This is a genomic window from Streptomyces sp. A0958 (assembly GCF_004795035.1).
GTDB lineage: Bacteria > Actinomycetota > Actinomycetes > Streptomycetales > Streptomycetaceae > Streptomyces.
This window is the reverse complement of the sequence record NZ_SSBK01000004.1, coordinates 56,966-73,354: the sequence shown is the minus strand read 5'-3', so window position 1 is coordinate 73,354 and position 16,389 is coordinate 56,966. Positions and strand designations below refer to the sequence as shown.

Here is a 16,389-nt window from a genome sequence, read left to right as displayed (position 1 = left end):
TGTCCGACTCGTCTGTCATTTACCTGAGGTTCGCCCGGACCAGCAGGTACACCAGGAAGGGCCCGCCGATCGCGGCGGTGACCACACCGACCGGCAGGCCGATGGGCAGGGCCGTACGGGCGATCAGGTCGGCCCCGGTCAGCAGCACCCCGCCCAGCAGGCCGGAGGCCGCCATCGGCGGCGTCGGGTGTCTCGCCAGGCGCATCGCCACCTGGGGTGCCACGAGCGCGACGAAGGGGACGGGGCCCGCCGCGCTCACCGCGGCGGCGGCCAGCAGGACCGCGCACAGCAGCATGACGGCCCGCACCCTGGTGAACCGGACCCCGAGCCCCGCGGCGACCTCGTCACCGAGGTGGAGCGGCTTGAACTGGAACGCGAGGCAGGTCACCACGGCCAGGAGGACGAGAGTGCACCAGAGCGCCACCCGGACCTCGCCCCACGACCGGTTGTCCAGGGAGCCGACCAGCCACGCCTGGGCCCGCGCCACATCGCGTATGTCGGCCGACACCAGCAGCCAGGTGGTGATCGCCTCCATCGCGGCGCTCACCGAGATGCCGATGAGGATGAGCCGGAAGCCGTCGATCCCGCGCCGCCAGGCCAGGAAGTACACCAGCAGCCCCGTACCGAGACCGCCCAGGAGCGCCGCCGCCGACAGGCCGACGGAGTCGACGACCGCCGCGGCGGCCCCGCCCGAGACGGTGACCAGGAACACGGCGACCGCGCTCGCGCCTCCGGTGATGCCTAGGATGTCGGGGCTGGCCAGCGGGTTGCGCGCGACGGACTGCGTGATCGCGCCGGAGACCCCCAGCGCGACGCCGACGACGAGCCCGGCCAGGGCGCGCGGCATCCGCAGGTCCATGATGACGAACTCGTCGACCTGCTCGCCCCGGCCGAAGATCGTGGCGATCACCCGGGACAGGCCGATGGGGAAGTCGCCTACGCCGATGGACAGGCAGAACACCAGGAAGGCCGCCGCAGCCAGCAGCAGGGTGACCAGGACGAGCCAGGGCCGCCAGACGAACGAGACCCGGCCGACGCGGACGCCCGCCGCCATGGATGGCTTCATTTCCGTGCCGTTCATGCGCTCCTGAACTTTCCGCGCCAGACCAGGGCCGCGAAGAACGGGGCGCCGAGCAGGGAGACGACGACGCCCGCGTCCAGTTCGCCGGGCCGCACCACCAGGCGCCCGACGATGTCGCACACCAGCAGGACGACGGCTCCGAGCAGACCCGCGTACGGCACCAGCCAGCGGTAGTCGGGCCCGGTCAGATACCGGGCCACGTGGGCGACCATGAGCCCGAGGAACGCGATGGGGCCGCAGGCCGCCGTGGCCGCGCCCGCCAGCAGGGTGATGGCGACGATGCCGACCGTCCGGCTCAGCGCGATGTTGACGCCGAGTCCGCGCGCCACGTCGTCACCGAGGTTGAGCAGGTTCAGGGAGGGCAGCATGACGAGGGCCGGCACCAGCCCGGCCGCGACGAACGCGGTGACCGGCCAGATGACGTCGAAGCCGACACCGGCCACTGAGCCCGCGTTCCAGAACCGCAGCGCGTTCAGGGACTTCGTGTCGGACAGCGCCACGGCCGTGGTCATCGCCGCGAGGAAGACCGTGACCCCCTGCCCGGCCAGAGCGAGCGTCAGCGGGTTGCCGGCGCCCCTGCCGATGCTCGAGAGACCGAACACGACGACGCCGGCGACCGCCGCCCCGAGAAAGCCGAACCAGACGTACTGGAGCGGGTCGGTGAACCCGAACACGGCGATCACCGACACCACGGCGAACGAGGCGCCGGCGTTGACGCCCACCAGCCCGGTGTCGGCGATCGGGTTGCGCGTGTACCCCTGGATCAGCGCACCGCCGACGCCGAGCGCGATGCCGGCCACGATCCCGAGCACCGTGCGGGGCACCCGTACGGTCTGCACGATGAGCCGGATGTCGGAGAGCCGCTGATCGGATTCCGGGGCCGCGAACAGCCCGTGCCACACCTCGGCGGGGGTGAGCGAACGCGCCCCGACGACCAGGGACAGCGCCGCCACGACCAGGAGGGTCACCGCGAGCGCGCCCAGACCCACGACCCGTCGGTGACGGGCCCGGGCCATGCCGCTGGGCGCGGGGAGCTCCACTGCAGTCGTGCTCATGTCGACGTACGTTATCCCTCTGATCCATCGGGCCGGCGCCCGGGCACCGCAACCCCGCGGGGCCGTACCCGTAGCCGGTTCGCCTAGGTTCTGCTGGTCCCGTCGGTGAGCGGACGGGCCTCGTCGGGTGCGGACTTGACGCTCCGGTCCAGCAGCGAGTCCAGGATCTCGCCGACCCTGATCGCGGTGTTGGACAGCAGGGCGGAGGTGATCCCGTGGGTGTGCTCCGTACCGCCCTGGAGGTAGATGCCGCAGTCCAGCGCGTCGTCGGTGGCGATGCGGTAGTCGCGCTCGACGCGGACCCGGCCCTCGTCGTCGCGCAGGCAGTGCTCCGCGACCTCGCCCAGGAGGCCGAGGGGGTCGGCGGGGCTGTAGCCGGTGGCGAAGACCACGACATCGGCGTCCAGGAAGGTCTCCTCGCCCGTGACGAGGGACTTCACCGTGGCGCGGACCTTGTCCGGGGTCTCCTTGACCTCGGCGAGCCGGGACACGTTGAGGAAGCGCAGCCGCTCGGTGCCGAGCACCTTCTCCTGGTACATCTGCCGGTACAGGTCGTCGATCAGGTCGATGTCGACGACGGAGTAGTTGGTGTTGCCGTGATAGCCCATCAGCTTGCGCTTGACGGGCTCCGGCGCCGCGTAGAACTCGTCCACCGCGTCCGGGTCGAAGATCTTGTTGGCGAAACTGCTGTCGTCGGCGGGGCTGTAGCCGTAGCGGGAGAAGACGGCGCATATCTCGGCGCCGGGGAAGCGGCGGTGCAGATAGGCGACGTTCTCGGCGGCGCTCTGCCCGGCGCCCACGACGACGAAGCGGGAGGGCGAGGTGCCTTCCAGTTCGCCGACCCGCGCCAGCAGTTCGGAGTTGTGCCAGACGCGGTCGCCGCGCTCCACGCCTTCCGGTACGAGGGGGCGCAGCCCGGTGCCGATGACGAGGTTGCGGGCGCGGTGGACGGTGAGCCCCTCCCCCGAGCGGACCGTGACGTCCAGGAACTCCACGGCGCCGTCCCGGACGACCTGGGTGACGCCGACGACCTCGTGGTCGTAGGAGACCATGCCGGCGACCTGGGCGGCGGCCCACTCGAAGTACTCGTGGAACTCGACCCGCAGCGGGAAGAGGTTCTTGTGATTGATGAAGTCGATCAGGCGCCCCTTGCTCTTCAGGTAGCAGAGGAAGCTGAACTCACTGGACGGGTTGCGGAGCGTCACCAGGTCCTTGAGGAAGGAGACCTGCATGGTGGCGTCGTCGATGAGCATCCCGCGGTGCCAGCCGAAGCGAGGCTGCTGCTCGAAGAATTGAGCGGTCACCGCTCTCTGCGTCCCGGAGCGCGCGTTGTGCTCACTGATCGCGATCGCCATGGCCACGTTGGACGGGCCGAAGCCGATACCAATGAGGTCGTGGACCGCTGGTGCGTCGCCAGGACGAGCCTGTGACATGTCACTCCCATTCGTGCGGGGAAGCCGCCTGTCGGATGTGGGGAACGGGCGAAGATACGGGCACGCCGACGGAGCGACCCGATGAACTTAGGTGAGCCTAAGCTAATCCGTCAATGCTGTCGACAGGCCGGATTCGGACACCCCGGCCACCGAACCACCCCAACTGGGGCACCTTATGCGTCTGTTGCCAGATAAGGTAAGCCTTGCTTTACTGAGCCCGCTCTGTTTCTACCTTGAGGAGGAACCCCCATGCGGGTCGTCATGTTCGGTTACCAGACCTGGGGGCACCGCACCCTGCAAGCCCTCCTGGACTCCGAACACGACGTGGCGCTGGTCGTGACCCATCCCAGGAGCGAGCACGCCTACGAGAAGATCTGGAGCGACTCCGTCGCCGACCTCGCCGAGGAGCACGGCGTTCCGGTGCTCATCCGCAACCGGCCCGACGACGACGAGCTGTACGAGCGGCTCAAGGAGGCCGACCCCGACGTCATCGTGGCCAACAACTGGCGTACGTGGATTCCGCCGCGGATCTTCGCGCTTCCGCGCCGGGGCACCCTGAACGTCCACGATTCGCTGCTGCCGAAGTACGCGGGCTTCTCGCCGCTGATCTGGGCGCTCATCAACGGCGAGAGCGAAGTGGGCGTCACCGCGCACATGATGAACGACGAGCTCGACGCCGGCGACATCGTCCGCCAGGAGTCCGTCCCGGTCGGCCCGAAGGACACCGCCACCGATCTCTTCCACAAGACCGTCGACCTCATCGCCCCGGTCACCACCAAGGCGCTCGCCAGGATCGCCGACGGGCAGACGGAGTTCACGCCGCAGGACCGCTCGCAGGCGACCTTCTTCCACAAGCGGTCCGAGGAGGACATCCGGATCGACTGGAACTGGCCCGCCGAGGACCTGGAACGCCTGGTGCGCGCCCAGTCGGCGCCCTACCCCAGCGCCTTCGCCTTCCACCGGGGCCGGCGGATCGAGGTCGTCACCGCCGTGGTGTCCGAGGGCCGTTACGGCGGGACACCCGGCCGGATCTTCTACCGCGAGGGGGACGGTGTGGTGATCGTCGCCGGAGCCGATGCCCGCACCGGCCGCAACCACGGCCTGGCCATCACGCGCGTACGGACCGAGGACGGCCGGGAACTGCCGGCGACGGAGTACTTCACGTCCATGGGCGGCTACCTGACCAGCCGTCCCTGACCCGGGAGCGGTCACGACGCCTGCCGGGGCGGGGCGCGTGGTCTTCCGGGATGCCTTCGACGCCGCCCGGGTCCCCCATCTGGCGGCCATCGGCGGCCGCTGGGCGCAGCTGGCCGCGCGGGACGTCTACCCCGAGGCGCTGCGCATCCCCGTCGACGGGCTGCTCGCCCGGACCGTTCCGGCGGCGGGAGGCAGAACCGGTTGAGCGGGGACGGCCGCATGGCCGCCCCCGCTCAACTCCCCCACCGCGCAAGGCGCTACGCCCTCCTCGGCTGGGTACGGGGCAGTCTCGTCGCCGCGGCGGCGGCGAACAGGCAGAAGCCGAGCACCCACCAGAAGGTGTCGCCGAAGGCCGAGGAGACATCCGTGCCGTGGGCGGCGAGCCGGTTCTGCAGGATCACGGCCAGGGCCGCGGTGCCGACGGAACCGCCCACGGTGTTCAGCAGGTTGAGCGCTCCGGCCGCCCGTGGGAGGTGTTCGGGCTCGATCCGGCTGTAGACGATGTTCATCACGGGCGCGCCCACCATCGACATCCCGAAGCCCCGGACCACCAGCGCCGAGGCGATCACCGCGTCCGCGACCCCGTGGCCGAGCCAGGTGAACGGAGCCGTCCCGAGAAGGATCAGCACGATGCCGGACACCACCAGGGTCCTCGGCGCGACCTTGCTGATCGTCCGGTTGACGAGCACCGACCCGGCCGCCGCGCCCAGCCCCTGGGGGGCGAGCAGCAGCCCGGCCTCCCACGCCGACATGGACCGGCCGGACTGGAAGTACAGCGGCAGCAGGAACATCGTGCCGAACACCGAGGCACCGAGCACCAGCAGCGCGAGGGCTGCGGCGCCGAAGGGGGGCCGGGCGAACAGCCGGGGGTCGACCAGCGGGGTGCCCCGGGTCCGCAGCCCGTGCACGGTGAAGGCGGCCAGCATCACCAGGCCGGCCGACACCCCGGCCGTGGCCGGGAGCGGGCGGCTGTGGGCGACCTCGGTCAGCCCGAACACCAGCACCGCGAGACCCGGTGACAGCAGCAGGGCGCCGCGCAGGTCGAACGCCGTCCGGCGCTTCGCCGGCTCCACCGCCGGCACATGGCGGCGCGCGAGCAACGCCGCCGCGGCACCGATCGGCAGGTTGATCAGGAACAGCCAGGGCCACGGCGCCACGGCGAGGACGGAGCCCCCGGCCAGCGGCCCGAACACCGGTGAGAGCAGCGGGACGACGGCGACGACGCTGATCACCCGCCCGGTGCGCCCCGGCCCCGCGACACGGGCCAGCAGCGCCTGCCCGGTCGCGGGCAGGAGTCCCCCGCCCAGGCCCTGGACCACGCGGAACACGATGAGGCTGGTCACCGACCAGGCCGAGGCGCAAAGCACCGAGCCGAGCAGGAACACGCCCACCGCGGCGAGCCAGGTCCGCCGGCCGCCGAACCGGTCGGCCAGCCAGCCGGACGCGGGTACGGCGGCGACGATCGCCAGCAGATAGGCGGTGGAGACCCATTGGATCTCGGCGACGGACGCGTCGAACTCCTCGGTCAGGCGGTCGAGTCCGACGCTGACGATGGTGGCGTCGAGCGAGGCCATGAACGTGCCGAGGACCAGGATGAACGCGATCCGCAGCAGGTTCTTGTCGACCCGGTCGGCGGGCGGAGCGCTCGGCCCGCTCATCGGTTCTCCAGGAGGCCGCGCACGTCCTCGTCGAGGTGCTCGTCCAGGGTGCGGAGCAGGTCGAGCAGTTGCCCGGCGAGTCCGTCGACGTCCGTGCCGGCCCGGTGGGCGAGCACGCCGGTCCAGCCGTCGCCGTCCGGCATGACGGTCAGGGTGGCGGGGTGGTGCGTGGACTCGCGGAAGCGGGTGGCGAGCACGGTCAGGCCGGGGGCCGGTTCGCGGAGGCGGTCCGGGTCGACCGGGTAGTTCTCGAACACCACCATGCTGTCGAACAGCCTGCGCCGCCCGGTGATCCGCTCCAGGTCGGACAGGGCCACGTGGTGGTGCTCGACCAGTCCCCGCTGGCGGGTCTGGAGGTCGGCGAGCACGTCGGCGAGCGTGCCCTCCAGCCTCGCCCGCACCGGCACGGTGTTGGCCAGCAGCCCGATGATCTCCTCCACGCCCTCCAGCTCCGGGGGGCGGCTGGAGACCATGGCCCCGAAGCACACGTCCCGGTGGCCCGACCGCCGGGCGAGCAGCACCGCCCACGCGCCCTGCACCAGGGTGTTCGGGGTCAGGCCGCGCCGGGCGGCGAGCCGGGTGAGACCGTCCACGAGGGCCGCGTCGAACTCGATGACCTCGGGCTCCTGCCAGGCGGGGCCGCTCTCGCCGTCGCCCAGGTAGTCGCCTTCGGGCAGTCCGTCGAGTTCGGCCGCCCAGGCGTCGAGGTCGGGCTCGTGGCCGGCGGACCAGCTCAGGTAGTCGGCGAACGGGACGGGGGCCGGCAGCTCCGGTGGCGTGTTCCGCGTCCTCGCCGTGTACAGGGCGAAGAGTTCACCGAGGATGCGCGGGGCCGACCAGCCGTCGGAGAGCGCGTGATGGCTGGTCAGGACGAGGTCGGCGCACTCGGGGCCCAGCCGGATCACGGTGATCCTGTAGAGCGGGCCCTGCGCCAGGTCGAAGGGTTCGGCGAGGTCGGCGGCCAGAACCTCATCGGCCGGTGCGTCGGTGACACGGAACTCCGGGCGGGGCGATTGCGGGATCACCGCCAGGGAGGCGGGGAACACCGCGCCCAGGTTCGGGTGGCGGGCCAGCAGGTCGTCGCCCGCGGCCCGCAGCGCTTCGGTGTCGAGCCGGCCCGCGAGCGAGAACACCGACTGCACGGTGTACGGGTCGGGGCGCTCGGTGCGCGAGTGCCGCAGCATCACCTCCTGCAAGGGGGTGAGCGGCTGGACGGCGGCGCCCGGCCGGTCCCCGAGCGCACTGATCTCGGGTGCGGCGGCGACCCGCAGCAGCGCGGTCCGCAGGTGCTCCGCCAGGTCCTCGATCTCCGCGCCGGTGAACAGCGCGGCCGGCCAGGTGATCCGCACCCCGAGCGCGTCGTCGCGCACCAGGGCGTTGACCATGAGGCTGTACGGCAGGGGCATCGCACCGGAGCCGTCGGAGCCGAGCGGGTCGGCGTCCGGGGCCGGCTGCCAGGGCGTCTCACCGTCCGGGGCGCCGGGGTACTGACCGAGGTAGTTCCAGGCGATCTCCGGCCGCACCGGGTCGAGCAGGCCCGCCGTGGTGAGGATGCCGTGTCCGAGGCCGTCGCCCTGGGCGCGCAGCCGCTCCCGGACCGCCCGCACGTCGTCGTCCGCGTCGAGCCGCACGGGGTGGATCGCGGTGAACCAGCCGACGGTCTGGGACAGGTCGACCTCGCGCGGCCGGCCGTGGCTCTCCAGGGCGACCAGGAGCCGCGGTGTGCCGCGCCAGTCCCGTACCGCCTGGGCGAGCGCCGTCAGGAGCACGGCGTCCGGGGTGGTGCGGTGGGCGGCCGGCAGGGTCGTGATCAGGGCGCGGGTGGTGTCGGCGTCGAGCCGGATCTCGTGGTGCGCGGCGGTGTCCACGGTGTCCCGGGCGGGGTCGAGCGGGCGGGTGAGCGGCTCGGTGGCCGCCGTCCGCCGCCAGTGCGCGAGTTCGCCGCGCCGGTCGGCGTCGCGCAGGGTCCGGGCCCAGCCGAGGAACGACTGGCCGTGCCGGGTCAGCTCTCCCCCGCCGTGGGCGTGTTCCAGGTCGTCCAGGAGGATGCGCCAGGACACCCCGTCGACGGCCAGGTGGTGGGCGACCAGGACGAGCCGGCCCGGCCGGCTCGGGCCCGCGTCCACCCACACGGCGCGCAGCAGCGGTCCGGTGCGCGGGTCCATCGCCCGGCGTGCCGCGTCGATGGCGGCGTCGGCGGCGGCGCGCGGGTCGCCGCCGGCCGGTACCCGGGTCAGGACCTCGCCGCCGGTCACCTCGCCGGCCGGCGGGATGTGCAGCACGTCGTCGCCCAGGCGGGCCCGCAGCACGTCGTGCCGGGCCAGCAGGGCATCGAGGACGGCCTGCCAGGCCGTCTCGTCGCCGCCCGGCGGTACGCAGACCTCCACCCACTGGCAGAACCCGTCGGCGGCCTTCCCGGAGCGGCGCAGCAGGTCCCGCATGACCGGGGTCAGCGGGGCGTCCCCGACGGCCGGGGCTGCTTCGCCGTCCAGGGCGCGGGTGCGGGCGGCGATGCCCGCGACCGTCTCGCCGTCGAACACGTCCTTCGGGGTCAGTCCGAGCCCCTGGCGGCGCACGCGTGAGACCAGTTGGAGGGAGACGATGCTGTCGCCGCCGATGTCGAAGAAGTTGTCGTCGGGGCCGATGTCGTCGCGTCCCAGGACGTCCCGGAACACGGCGAGCAGCATCGCCTCCGCCTCGGTGGCCGGTTCGCGGCGGGCGGCGGCAGCGGTGGCGGGGGCGGGCAGGGCCGAGGCGTCGAGCTTGCCGCTGGGGCTCAGCGGCAGCCGGTCGAGCGGGACGAACGCCGTCGGCACCATGTGGTCGGGCAGCCGTTCGGCCAGGTACGCGCGCACCTCGGCGGGGTCCGGATCGGCGTCGTCGGTCGGGATGACGTAGCCGACGAGCCGGCCCTCGCGCATGACGACGGCGCTTGCGCGGACGTCGGGGTGGCCGGTGAGGGCGGTCTCGATCTCGCCCAGCTCCACCCGGAAGCCGCGCACCTTGATCTGGTGGTCGGCGCGGCCGAGGAACACCAGCTGTCCGTCCTGCCGCCACCGCACCAGGTCGCCCGTGCGGTACATGCGCGTCCCGGGCGGGCCGTACGGGTCGGCGACGAAGGCGCCCGCGGTCAGGCCGGGGCGGCCGAGGTAGCCGCGGGCCAGGCTCGGCCCGCCGAGGTGCAGCTCGCCGGTGACGCCGACGCCGACGGGCTGGAGCCCGCCGTCGAGCACATAGGCGCGGACGTTCGGGTCGGGGCGGCCGATCGGCAGCGGCCCGGCGTCGTCCGGGTCGTAGTGCCAGGTCGTGGAGTTGATGGTGACCTCGGTGGGCCCGTAGGCATTGAACAGCGCCCTGCGGCCCCGGCCCCAGCGGTGGGCGAGTTCCGGATCGAGCCGTTCGGCGCCGACGACGAAGAACACGTCGGGGCCGACGGTGCGGTCGTCGGGCATCGCGGCCAGGAACGACGGGAGCAGGTTCACCCCGGTCACCCGGTGCTCCACGATGTAGTCCAGGAGTTCGTCGCCGGGTACGCGCACCTCCTCGGGCGCGATGACGGACGTGCCGCCGGACAGCAGCGGCACCATGGTCTGCCAGAACGCGACGTCGAAGCCGGTCGAGGCGAAGTGCAGGTAGCGGTCGTGCTCGGTGGCCCCGACGACCTCCTCCTGAAGGGCGATCAGGTCGGGCACACCCCGGTGGGTGACGCCGACGCCCTTGGGGCGGCCGGTGGTTCCCGAGGTGTAGATGACGTACGCGAGGGCGTCGTCGGTGAGCCGGGTCCGGGCGGTGGCCGGGTCGGTGTCGGGTACGGAGGCGAGGGTGGCCGGGTCGTCGAGGCGCAGGACGGGGATGTCGCGGTCGACGGGCAGTGCGGCGCCGGTCGTCACGGCCGCCGCCGGGGCGATGTCGTCGAACATGTACGCCAGCCGCTCGCGCGGGTAGCTCGCGTCCATCGGCACGTACACCGCGCCCGCCTTGGCCACGCCGAACAGGGCCACCGTCATCTCGACGTCCCGGCCGATGAGGACCGCGACCGGGTCCTGCGGCCGTACCCCGTGCGCGATCAGCGCGTGGGCGAGCCGGTTGGCCCGCCGGTCCAGTTCGGCGTAGGAGAGGCCGCGGTCGCGGCAGACCAGGGCTTCGGCGTCGGGCTTGCGCCGCACCCAGGCGGCGAACTCGTCCAGCCAGTGGCCGCGGTCCTTGGCGGGGACGGTCTCGGTGCCGGTACGCAGCATCCGGGCGCGCTCGCCGGCGTCGAGGGCGGGCAGCACGAGTGCGGGCCGGGCCGGGTCCTCGACGATCTCGCGGAGCAGGTTGTGCAGCCAGCGGCCGTAGTCGCGTACGGTCCCCCGGTCGAAGGCGCGCGGCTGGTAGCCGAGGCCGATGGTGATCTCGTCGCCCGGGATCACGATGACGGTGAGGGCGTAGTGCGTGGCGTCGGTGATGTCGACGCCGGTGAGGTCGAGCCCGGGGGCGAGGGGGGTGCGGGTCCGGCTGGAGAGCGGGAAGTTCTCCATGACGAGCATCGTGTCGAACAGTTCGCCGATGCCGGCCGCCCGCTGGATGCCGGGCAGCCCGACGTGGTGGTGTTCGGCCAGGGCGACGCTCTCGGCGTGCACCTGGGCCATGAGGTCGCGCACGGTGCGGTCCTGGGTGTACCTGACGCGGACCGGGACGGTGGTGCCGAACTGGCCGATCATGGACTCGACGCCGTCGACCTCGGCGGGCCGCCCGGAGACGGGGCAGCCGAACACCACGTCGCGGCGCCCGGTGAGCCTGCCCAGCAGCAGCCCCCACGCCGTCTGGAGGACCGTGGTCAGGGTGACGCCCTGTTCCCGGGCGAAGGCGCGCAGCCGGTCGCTGAACTCGCGGCCCAGCTCGACGGTCTCGCGGCCGGGCCGTTCGACACCGGTGCCGGAGCTGGCGGGTGCCAGCCGGGTCGCGTCGTCCACCCCGGCGAGCGCCTGGCGCCATGCGTTGAGCGACGCCTCCTCGTCCCGGCCGGCCAGCCAGCGGAAATACTCCGACAGCGGCGGGGAGACGGGTGCGGCGGGGCCGCCGCCGAGCTCGGCGTAGAGGGCGAGCAGGGTGCGGCCGACGATCGGCATCGACCAGCCGTCGAGGAGGGCGTGGTGGTTGGTGATCACGAGCTTGTGCTCGGCGGGCCCGACACGGGAGAGCAGGAAGCGGATGAGCGGTGGGCGGGCCGGGTCGAAGGGGCGCTCCAGATCGGCGCGGGCCGCTTCGGGGAACCTGTCGTCCTGCCGCCATTCCAGGGCGACTTCGGCGGGGATCACCTGGACCACCTCGTCGCCGGCCGTGCCCAGGTGGACGCGGAGGGCGGGGTGACGGCGCAGCAGTTCACGGGCGGCGCGGGCCATCCGGTCCGGTTCCAGCTCGCCGGAGAGGGTGGTCACGGCCTGGACGACGTAGACGTCGGCGTCCGCGTCGTCCCGGACCAGGGTGTGGAAGGACAGCCCGACCTGGAGCGGGGTGGCGGGCAGCACGTCGCTGACCCGGCCGGTGCGTTCCAGGGCGTCGATGGCGTCCTGGCCGAGGCCGACCAGCGGCAGGTCGGAGGGGGTGAGCCCGCCGGCGGTGTGCAGGGCGTGCGCGGCCAGCGCGTCGAGCGCGGCGGCCCAGGCGTCCTGGAGGGCGGCGACGGCGTCCGGGCCGATGACCTCGGTCGCGGCGGTCCACTCGACTGCGAGCCGGGGCTCGTCGCCCTCGTGGACGAAGCAGTTGAGGGCCAGCACCTGTTCCAGGGCCTTGGTGGCGGGCTCGGTCACCGAGAAGGCGTCGTGCTCGGGCAGCCGCCATCCCGTGGCGGGCAGCGGGGCGAACCGGCCCAGGTAGTTGAGCAGGACGTCCGGCGGCGGGGTCGCCGCGAGTTCGGCGCCGGCTTCCGGGTCGAGGTGGCGCAGCACGCCGTAGCCGACTCCGGCGTCGGGGACGGCGCGCCGGGCTTCCTTGGCCGCGCGCAGCGTTTCGCGTACGTCGTCGGAGGCGGGCACGCGTACCGGGTACTCGCTGGTGAACCAGCCGACCGTGCGCGACAGGTCGAGGTGTTCGCGGCCGTGGCCCTCCATGGACACGGTCAGTGCGTCGCCGCGCAGGCCCCAGCCGCGCAGGGCGAGCACGAGTGCGGCGAGCAGGACCTCGTCGACGCCGGCGCGGTAGGCGGTGGGCAGGGTGGTCAGCAGGGCCTCGGTGGCCTCGGGCGTGGCGGTCGTGACCGACCGGTGGGCGGTGGCCACGGTGTCGCGCGCGGGGTCGAGGGGGCGGGCGCCCAGCCGGGTCGCGGAGTCCAGCGCGGTGCGCCAGTGGCCGAGTTCGCCGCGCCGGGCGCCGGTCTCGCCCTGCTGGGCGAGGACCGTGGCGTGCCGCCGCCAGGACGTGCCGACGGGGTCGGGGGTGCCGCCCGCGCAGGCCGTGTACAGGTCGGGCAGGAGGATGCGCCAGGACACGCCGTCCATGGCGAGGTGGTGCACGACGACGACCAGCCGGTCCGCCGTGCCGTCCCCGGTACGCAGGATGGCGGCGCGCACGAGGTCGCCGGTGCGCGGGTCGAGCCGGCCGGCCAGCCGCTCGGCCAGGGCGGTCACCTCTTCGCCGCGGGTCTCCTCCACGGCGGCCCGGACCGTGCCCCGGGGCAGGACCTCAAGGCCGTCGGCCACGCGCAGCCGCAGGGCGTCGTGGTGGTCGAGGAGGGTCTGTACGCCCCTGGTCAGGTCGTCCCGGGTGAGCGCGTCGACGTGCAGGGCGGTCCACTGGGCGTATCCGGCGACCGTGTCGATGTCCGGGTGCGGGTCGAGCAGGCCGCGCACGATGGGCGGGGCGGGGACCGGGCCGACCGGCTCGTCCGCCGGTCCCGCGGCCTCGTCCAGCAGTTCGGCGGAGGCGGCGAGCGCGGCGAAGGTGCGGCGTGCCAGCAGGTCTCTCGGGCGCAGCCCGAGGCCGAGCGCGCGCAGTCTGCTGCTGACGGTGATCGCGGTGATGCTGTCGCCGCCGAGGGCGAAGAAGTCGTCGTCCACACCGACCCGTTCGACGTCGAGCGCTTCGGCGAGGACGGCGCACAGCAGCCGTTCGCGCTCGGTGCTCGGCTCCCGGCCGCCGCCGGGCAGGGCGGGTGCGGGCAGGGCGGCGCGGTCGAGCTTGCCGTTGGGGGTGACGGGCAGGCGGTCCAGCACCACCACGGCGGACGGCACCATGTGTTCGGGCAGCCGCTCGGCCAGGCGGGCGCGTGCCTCGTCCCCGGTGACGGACGCGGACACGAGGTAGCCGACGAGCCGGGACGAGAGGACCCTGGCGGCCGCGGCGGTGACGCCGGGCAGGGCGGCGAGCGCCTCCTCGACCTCGCCGGTCTCCACCCGGTGGCCGCGGATCTTGACCTGTCCGTCGCCCCGGCCGCCGTACTCCAGGCCGCGGCCCGGTACCCAGCGGGCCAGGTCGCCGGTGCGGTACATCCGTTCGCCGGGCGCGCCGAAGGGGTCGGCGACGAAGCGCTCGGCGCTCGCCCCGGGGCGGCCGAGGTAGCCGCGGGCCAGGTGGGGGCCGGCCAGGTACAGTTCGCCGGCCGTGCCGTACGGAACCGGCTGGAGCGCGTTGTCCAGGACGTGGACCCGGGTGCCGGCGAGGGGGTGGCCGATGGTCGGTTCGCCGTCGTCGATGCGGGCGGTGGTGCTGTCCACGGTCGCCTCGGTGGGCCCGTACATGTTGCGCGCGGTGATTCCTGATGCGGCGACGCGGCGCCACAGTGCGGGCGGGGTGGCCTCGCCGCCCAGGAGCAGCATCGCCGGTGGCAGGTCGAGCAGGCCGGCGTCGATGAGGGGGGTGGCCATCGAGGGGGTGGTGTCCACGATGTCGATGCCGTCGCGGGCGTACGCGGCGAGCAGGGCGTCGGCGTCGCGGGCGGTCTCGGTGTCGTAGACGTGCAGTTCGTGCCCGCACAGCAGCCATACGAGGTGTTCGAAGGCGGAGTCGAAGGCGAAGGAGTAGGTGTGGGCGGCGCGCAGCCGGCGGCCCGTGGCCCGTTCGGCCTCCGCGACGACCGTGGCCCGCTGGTGGTGCAGGAGCGCGGCGAGGCCGCCGGCGCGGCCGAGTACGCCCTTGGGGCGCCCGGTCGATCCGGAGGTGTGGATGACGTAGGCGAGGTGTTCGGGGTTGCGGGGCCGGGAGAGTTCGGCGGCCGTCAGGGGCGCGCCGGACAGGCCGGCGGCCTCGTCCAGGAGGGTCTTCCAGGGCAGCCCGTCGACCGTGCCGTCGGTGAGGACGAGGACGGGGCGGGTGTCGGCGATGAGTTCGCGGAGCCGCTCGGGCGGGTGGGCGGCGTCCAGTGGGAGGAACGCGGCGCCCGCGTCCAGCACCGCGAGCAGGGCGGCCACGGAGTCGGCCGAGCGCGGCAGGGCGAGCGCCACGACGTCCTCGGCGCCGACGCCCCTGGCGCGCAGGGCGCGGGCCAGCCGGTGCACCCGGTCGGCCAGTTCGCCGGCGGTCAGCCGTTCCTCACCGCAGACCAGCGCGGTGTGCCCGGGGCCGGCGGCGGCCATCGCGTCGAATGCGGCGGGCACGTCGGCCGGTGTGCCGGGCAGGGCGGGCGGGCTCCACTGGGCGAGGAGCCCGTCGACGTCGTCGGCGAGGGCGATCCGGCCGACGGGCAGGCCCCCGGTCAGCCCGGTGAGCAGGGCGCGCAGCCCGCTCATCAGGCTGTCGACGGCGGCCTGGTCCTTGGAGCGGGCGTCGACCTCGAAGCCGAGCAGCAGCCCGCCGTCGCGGGTCGGCAGGACGCTCAGGCCCATGTCCTCGGGCGGTCCGCCCGCGACGTTGCGCAGCACGCCGGCCGCCCCGGCGAAGTCGAGCGCCAGGTCGAACGCCTTGAGGTTGATGCCGCGCCCGTGCAGCAGCGCGCCGGCGCCGGGCACGCCGAGGTCGCGGGGCAGGTCCTCGCCCCGGTAGCGCTGGTGGTCGCGCATCTCGCGCATGGCGGTGGCGACCCGGCGGCTCAGTTCGCCGAGCCCGTCGCCGCCGTGCACGGTCACCCGCATCGGCAGCACGTTGACCGCCATGGAGGGGGTGCGCAGCGCGGCCGAGCCTGCCCGGCACATCAGCGGCAGCGCGAACACCACGTCGGTGCGGCCCAGCATGCGGTGCAGGAAGGCCGCGTAGCCGGCGATCAGCGCCTCGCCCCAGGTGACGCCCTCGCCGTCCGCGAAGGCGCGCAGCCGGGCGGTCTCCTCGGGGGTGAGGACGGCCCGGGCGGTGAGGGTGCGGCCGGGGGCGCCGGCGGTGTCGGGGCCGTCCTGGTCGCCGATGTCGGGCAGCGGGGTGAAGCGCTCGACCCAGTACGCCCGGTCCTCGGCGGCCCGGTCGCTGTCGCGGTAGGCCAGGTCGTCGGCGACGAGCCGCGCGAACGCGCCGAAGGTGGAACGCGGCGGCTCGGTGCCGCGTACCAGGGCGGTGTAGTGGGCGGCGGTGCGGCGGGCGAGCAGGGCGGCGGTGTAGCCGTCGAAGACGAGGTGGTGGCCGAGCTGTGTGTACCAGACCTCGCGGTCGGAGAGCTTGATGACGGTACGTGAGTACAGCGGGCGGTCCGTCATGCCCCGGCAGGCCTCGGACAGGCGGGCCCGTTCGGCGTCGACGAGTGCCTGGGCCGCCGCGGCGGGGTCGGCCTCGGCGCTGACGTCGGCCAGGGGCGGCAGCGGGACGGGTTCGTCGCTGACCGCCTGGCGTGGCCCGTCGGGGGTCTCGTGGACCCTGAGCCGCAGGCTCTCGGCCTCCTCGGTGGTGGCCCGGACCGCTTGCGCGAGGGCGTCCACGTCGACCGGTTCGCCGCCGGATATCTCCACCACGTCGCCGACCACGTAGTACGGCGAGTCGGGTTCGATGCGCTGGGCGTTCCAGATGCCCGACTGGGCACCGGTCAGGGGCAGGAGGCCGTCCGAGGACACGCTCGCGGTGCTCAA

The 16,389-nt window shown here is 73.6% G+C and carries 7 protein-coding genes; 2 read left to right on the top strand and 5 right to left on the bottom strand.

The features are described from left to right. Positions 1-19 precede the first annotated feature (19 nt). From E6P78_RS05610 to E6P78_RS05600, 3 genes are all read right to left on the bottom strand, one after another. Positions 20-1,081, bottom strand: a complete 1,062-nt coding sequence (locus E6P78_RS05610; protein ID WP_136202374.1) for an iron ABC transporter permease — start codon at positions 1,079-1,081, stop codon at positions 20-22. Continuing rightward, positions 1,078-2,136 (bottom strand): iron ABC transporter permease, encoded by a 1,059-nt coding sequence (locus E6P78_RS05605; RefSeq protein ID WP_206307729.1) that lies wholly within the window; start codon positions 2,134-2,136, stop codon positions 1,078-1,080. Before E6P78_RS05605 ends, E6P78_RS05610 begins: the two co-directional genes overlap by 4 nt. A gap of 83 nt (positions 2,137-2,219) precedes the next feature. Next, entirely contained in the window at positions 2,220-3,569 is a 1,350-nt protein-coding gene (locus E6P78_RS05600) for a lysine N(6)-hydroxylase/L-ornithine N(5)-oxygenase family protein (protein ID WP_136202373.1), read from the bottom strand. A 249-nt stretch (positions 3,570-3,818) separates the two neighbouring features. On the opposite strand from E6P78_RS05600, the gene E6P78_RS05595 reads away from it, so the two are divergent. Then, the gene (locus tag E6P78_RS05595) at positions 3,819-4,766 is read left to right on the top strand and encodes a methionyl-tRNA formyltransferase (RefSeq protein ID WP_136202372.1); all 948 of its coding nucleotides are present in this window, start codon (positions 3,819-3,821) and stop codon (positions 4,764-4,766) included. Between the two features lie 37 nt (positions 4,767-4,803). Then, on the top strand, positions 4,804-4,971 hold the full coding sequence (locus tag E6P78_RS05590) for a hypothetical protein (RefSeq protein ID WP_206307728.1): 168 nt from the start codon (positions 4,804-4,806) through the stop codon (positions 4,969-4,971). 52 nt (positions 4,972-5,023) lie between these two features. On the opposite strand, the gene E6P78_RS05585 is transcribed toward E6P78_RS05590, so the two are convergent. Continuing rightward, positions 5,024-6,424, bottom strand: a complete 1,401-nt coding sequence (locus tag E6P78_RS05585) for an MDR family MFS transporter (protein ID WP_136202371.1) — start codon at positions 6,422-6,424, stop codon at positions 5,024-5,026. Further along, positions 6,421-16,389: a non-ribosomal peptide synthetase gene (locus E6P78_RS05580; protein WP_136202370.1), complete on the bottom strand. Its 9,969-nt coding sequence runs from the start codon at positions 16,387-16,389 to the stop codon at positions 6,421-6,423. The genes E6P78_RS05585 and E6P78_RS05580 overlap by 4 nt, the downstream gene beginning before the upstream one ends.

Bases quoted from the DNA above. Each gene is read 5' to 3' on its own strand.
- E6P78_RS05610 (WP_136202374.1), bottom strand. From the start codon at position 1,081: ATGAACGGCACGGAAATGAAGCCATCCATGGCGGCGGGCGTCCGCGTC.
- E6P78_RS05605 (WP_206307729.1), bottom strand. From the start codon at position 2,136: ATGAGCACGACTGCAGTGGAGCTCCCCGCGCCCAGCGGCATGGCCCGG.
- E6P78_RS05600 (WP_136202373.1), bottom strand. From the start codon at position 3,569: ATGTCACAGGCTCGTCCTGGCGACGCACCAGCGGTCCACGACCTCATT.
- E6P78_RS05595 (WP_136202372.1), top strand. From the start codon at position 3,819: ATGCGGGTCGTCATGTTCGGTTACCAGACCTGGGGGCACCGCACCCTG.
- E6P78_RS05585 (WP_136202371.1), bottom strand. From the start codon at position 6,424: ATGAGCGGGCCGAGCGCTCCGCCCGCCGACCGGGTCGACAAGAACCTG.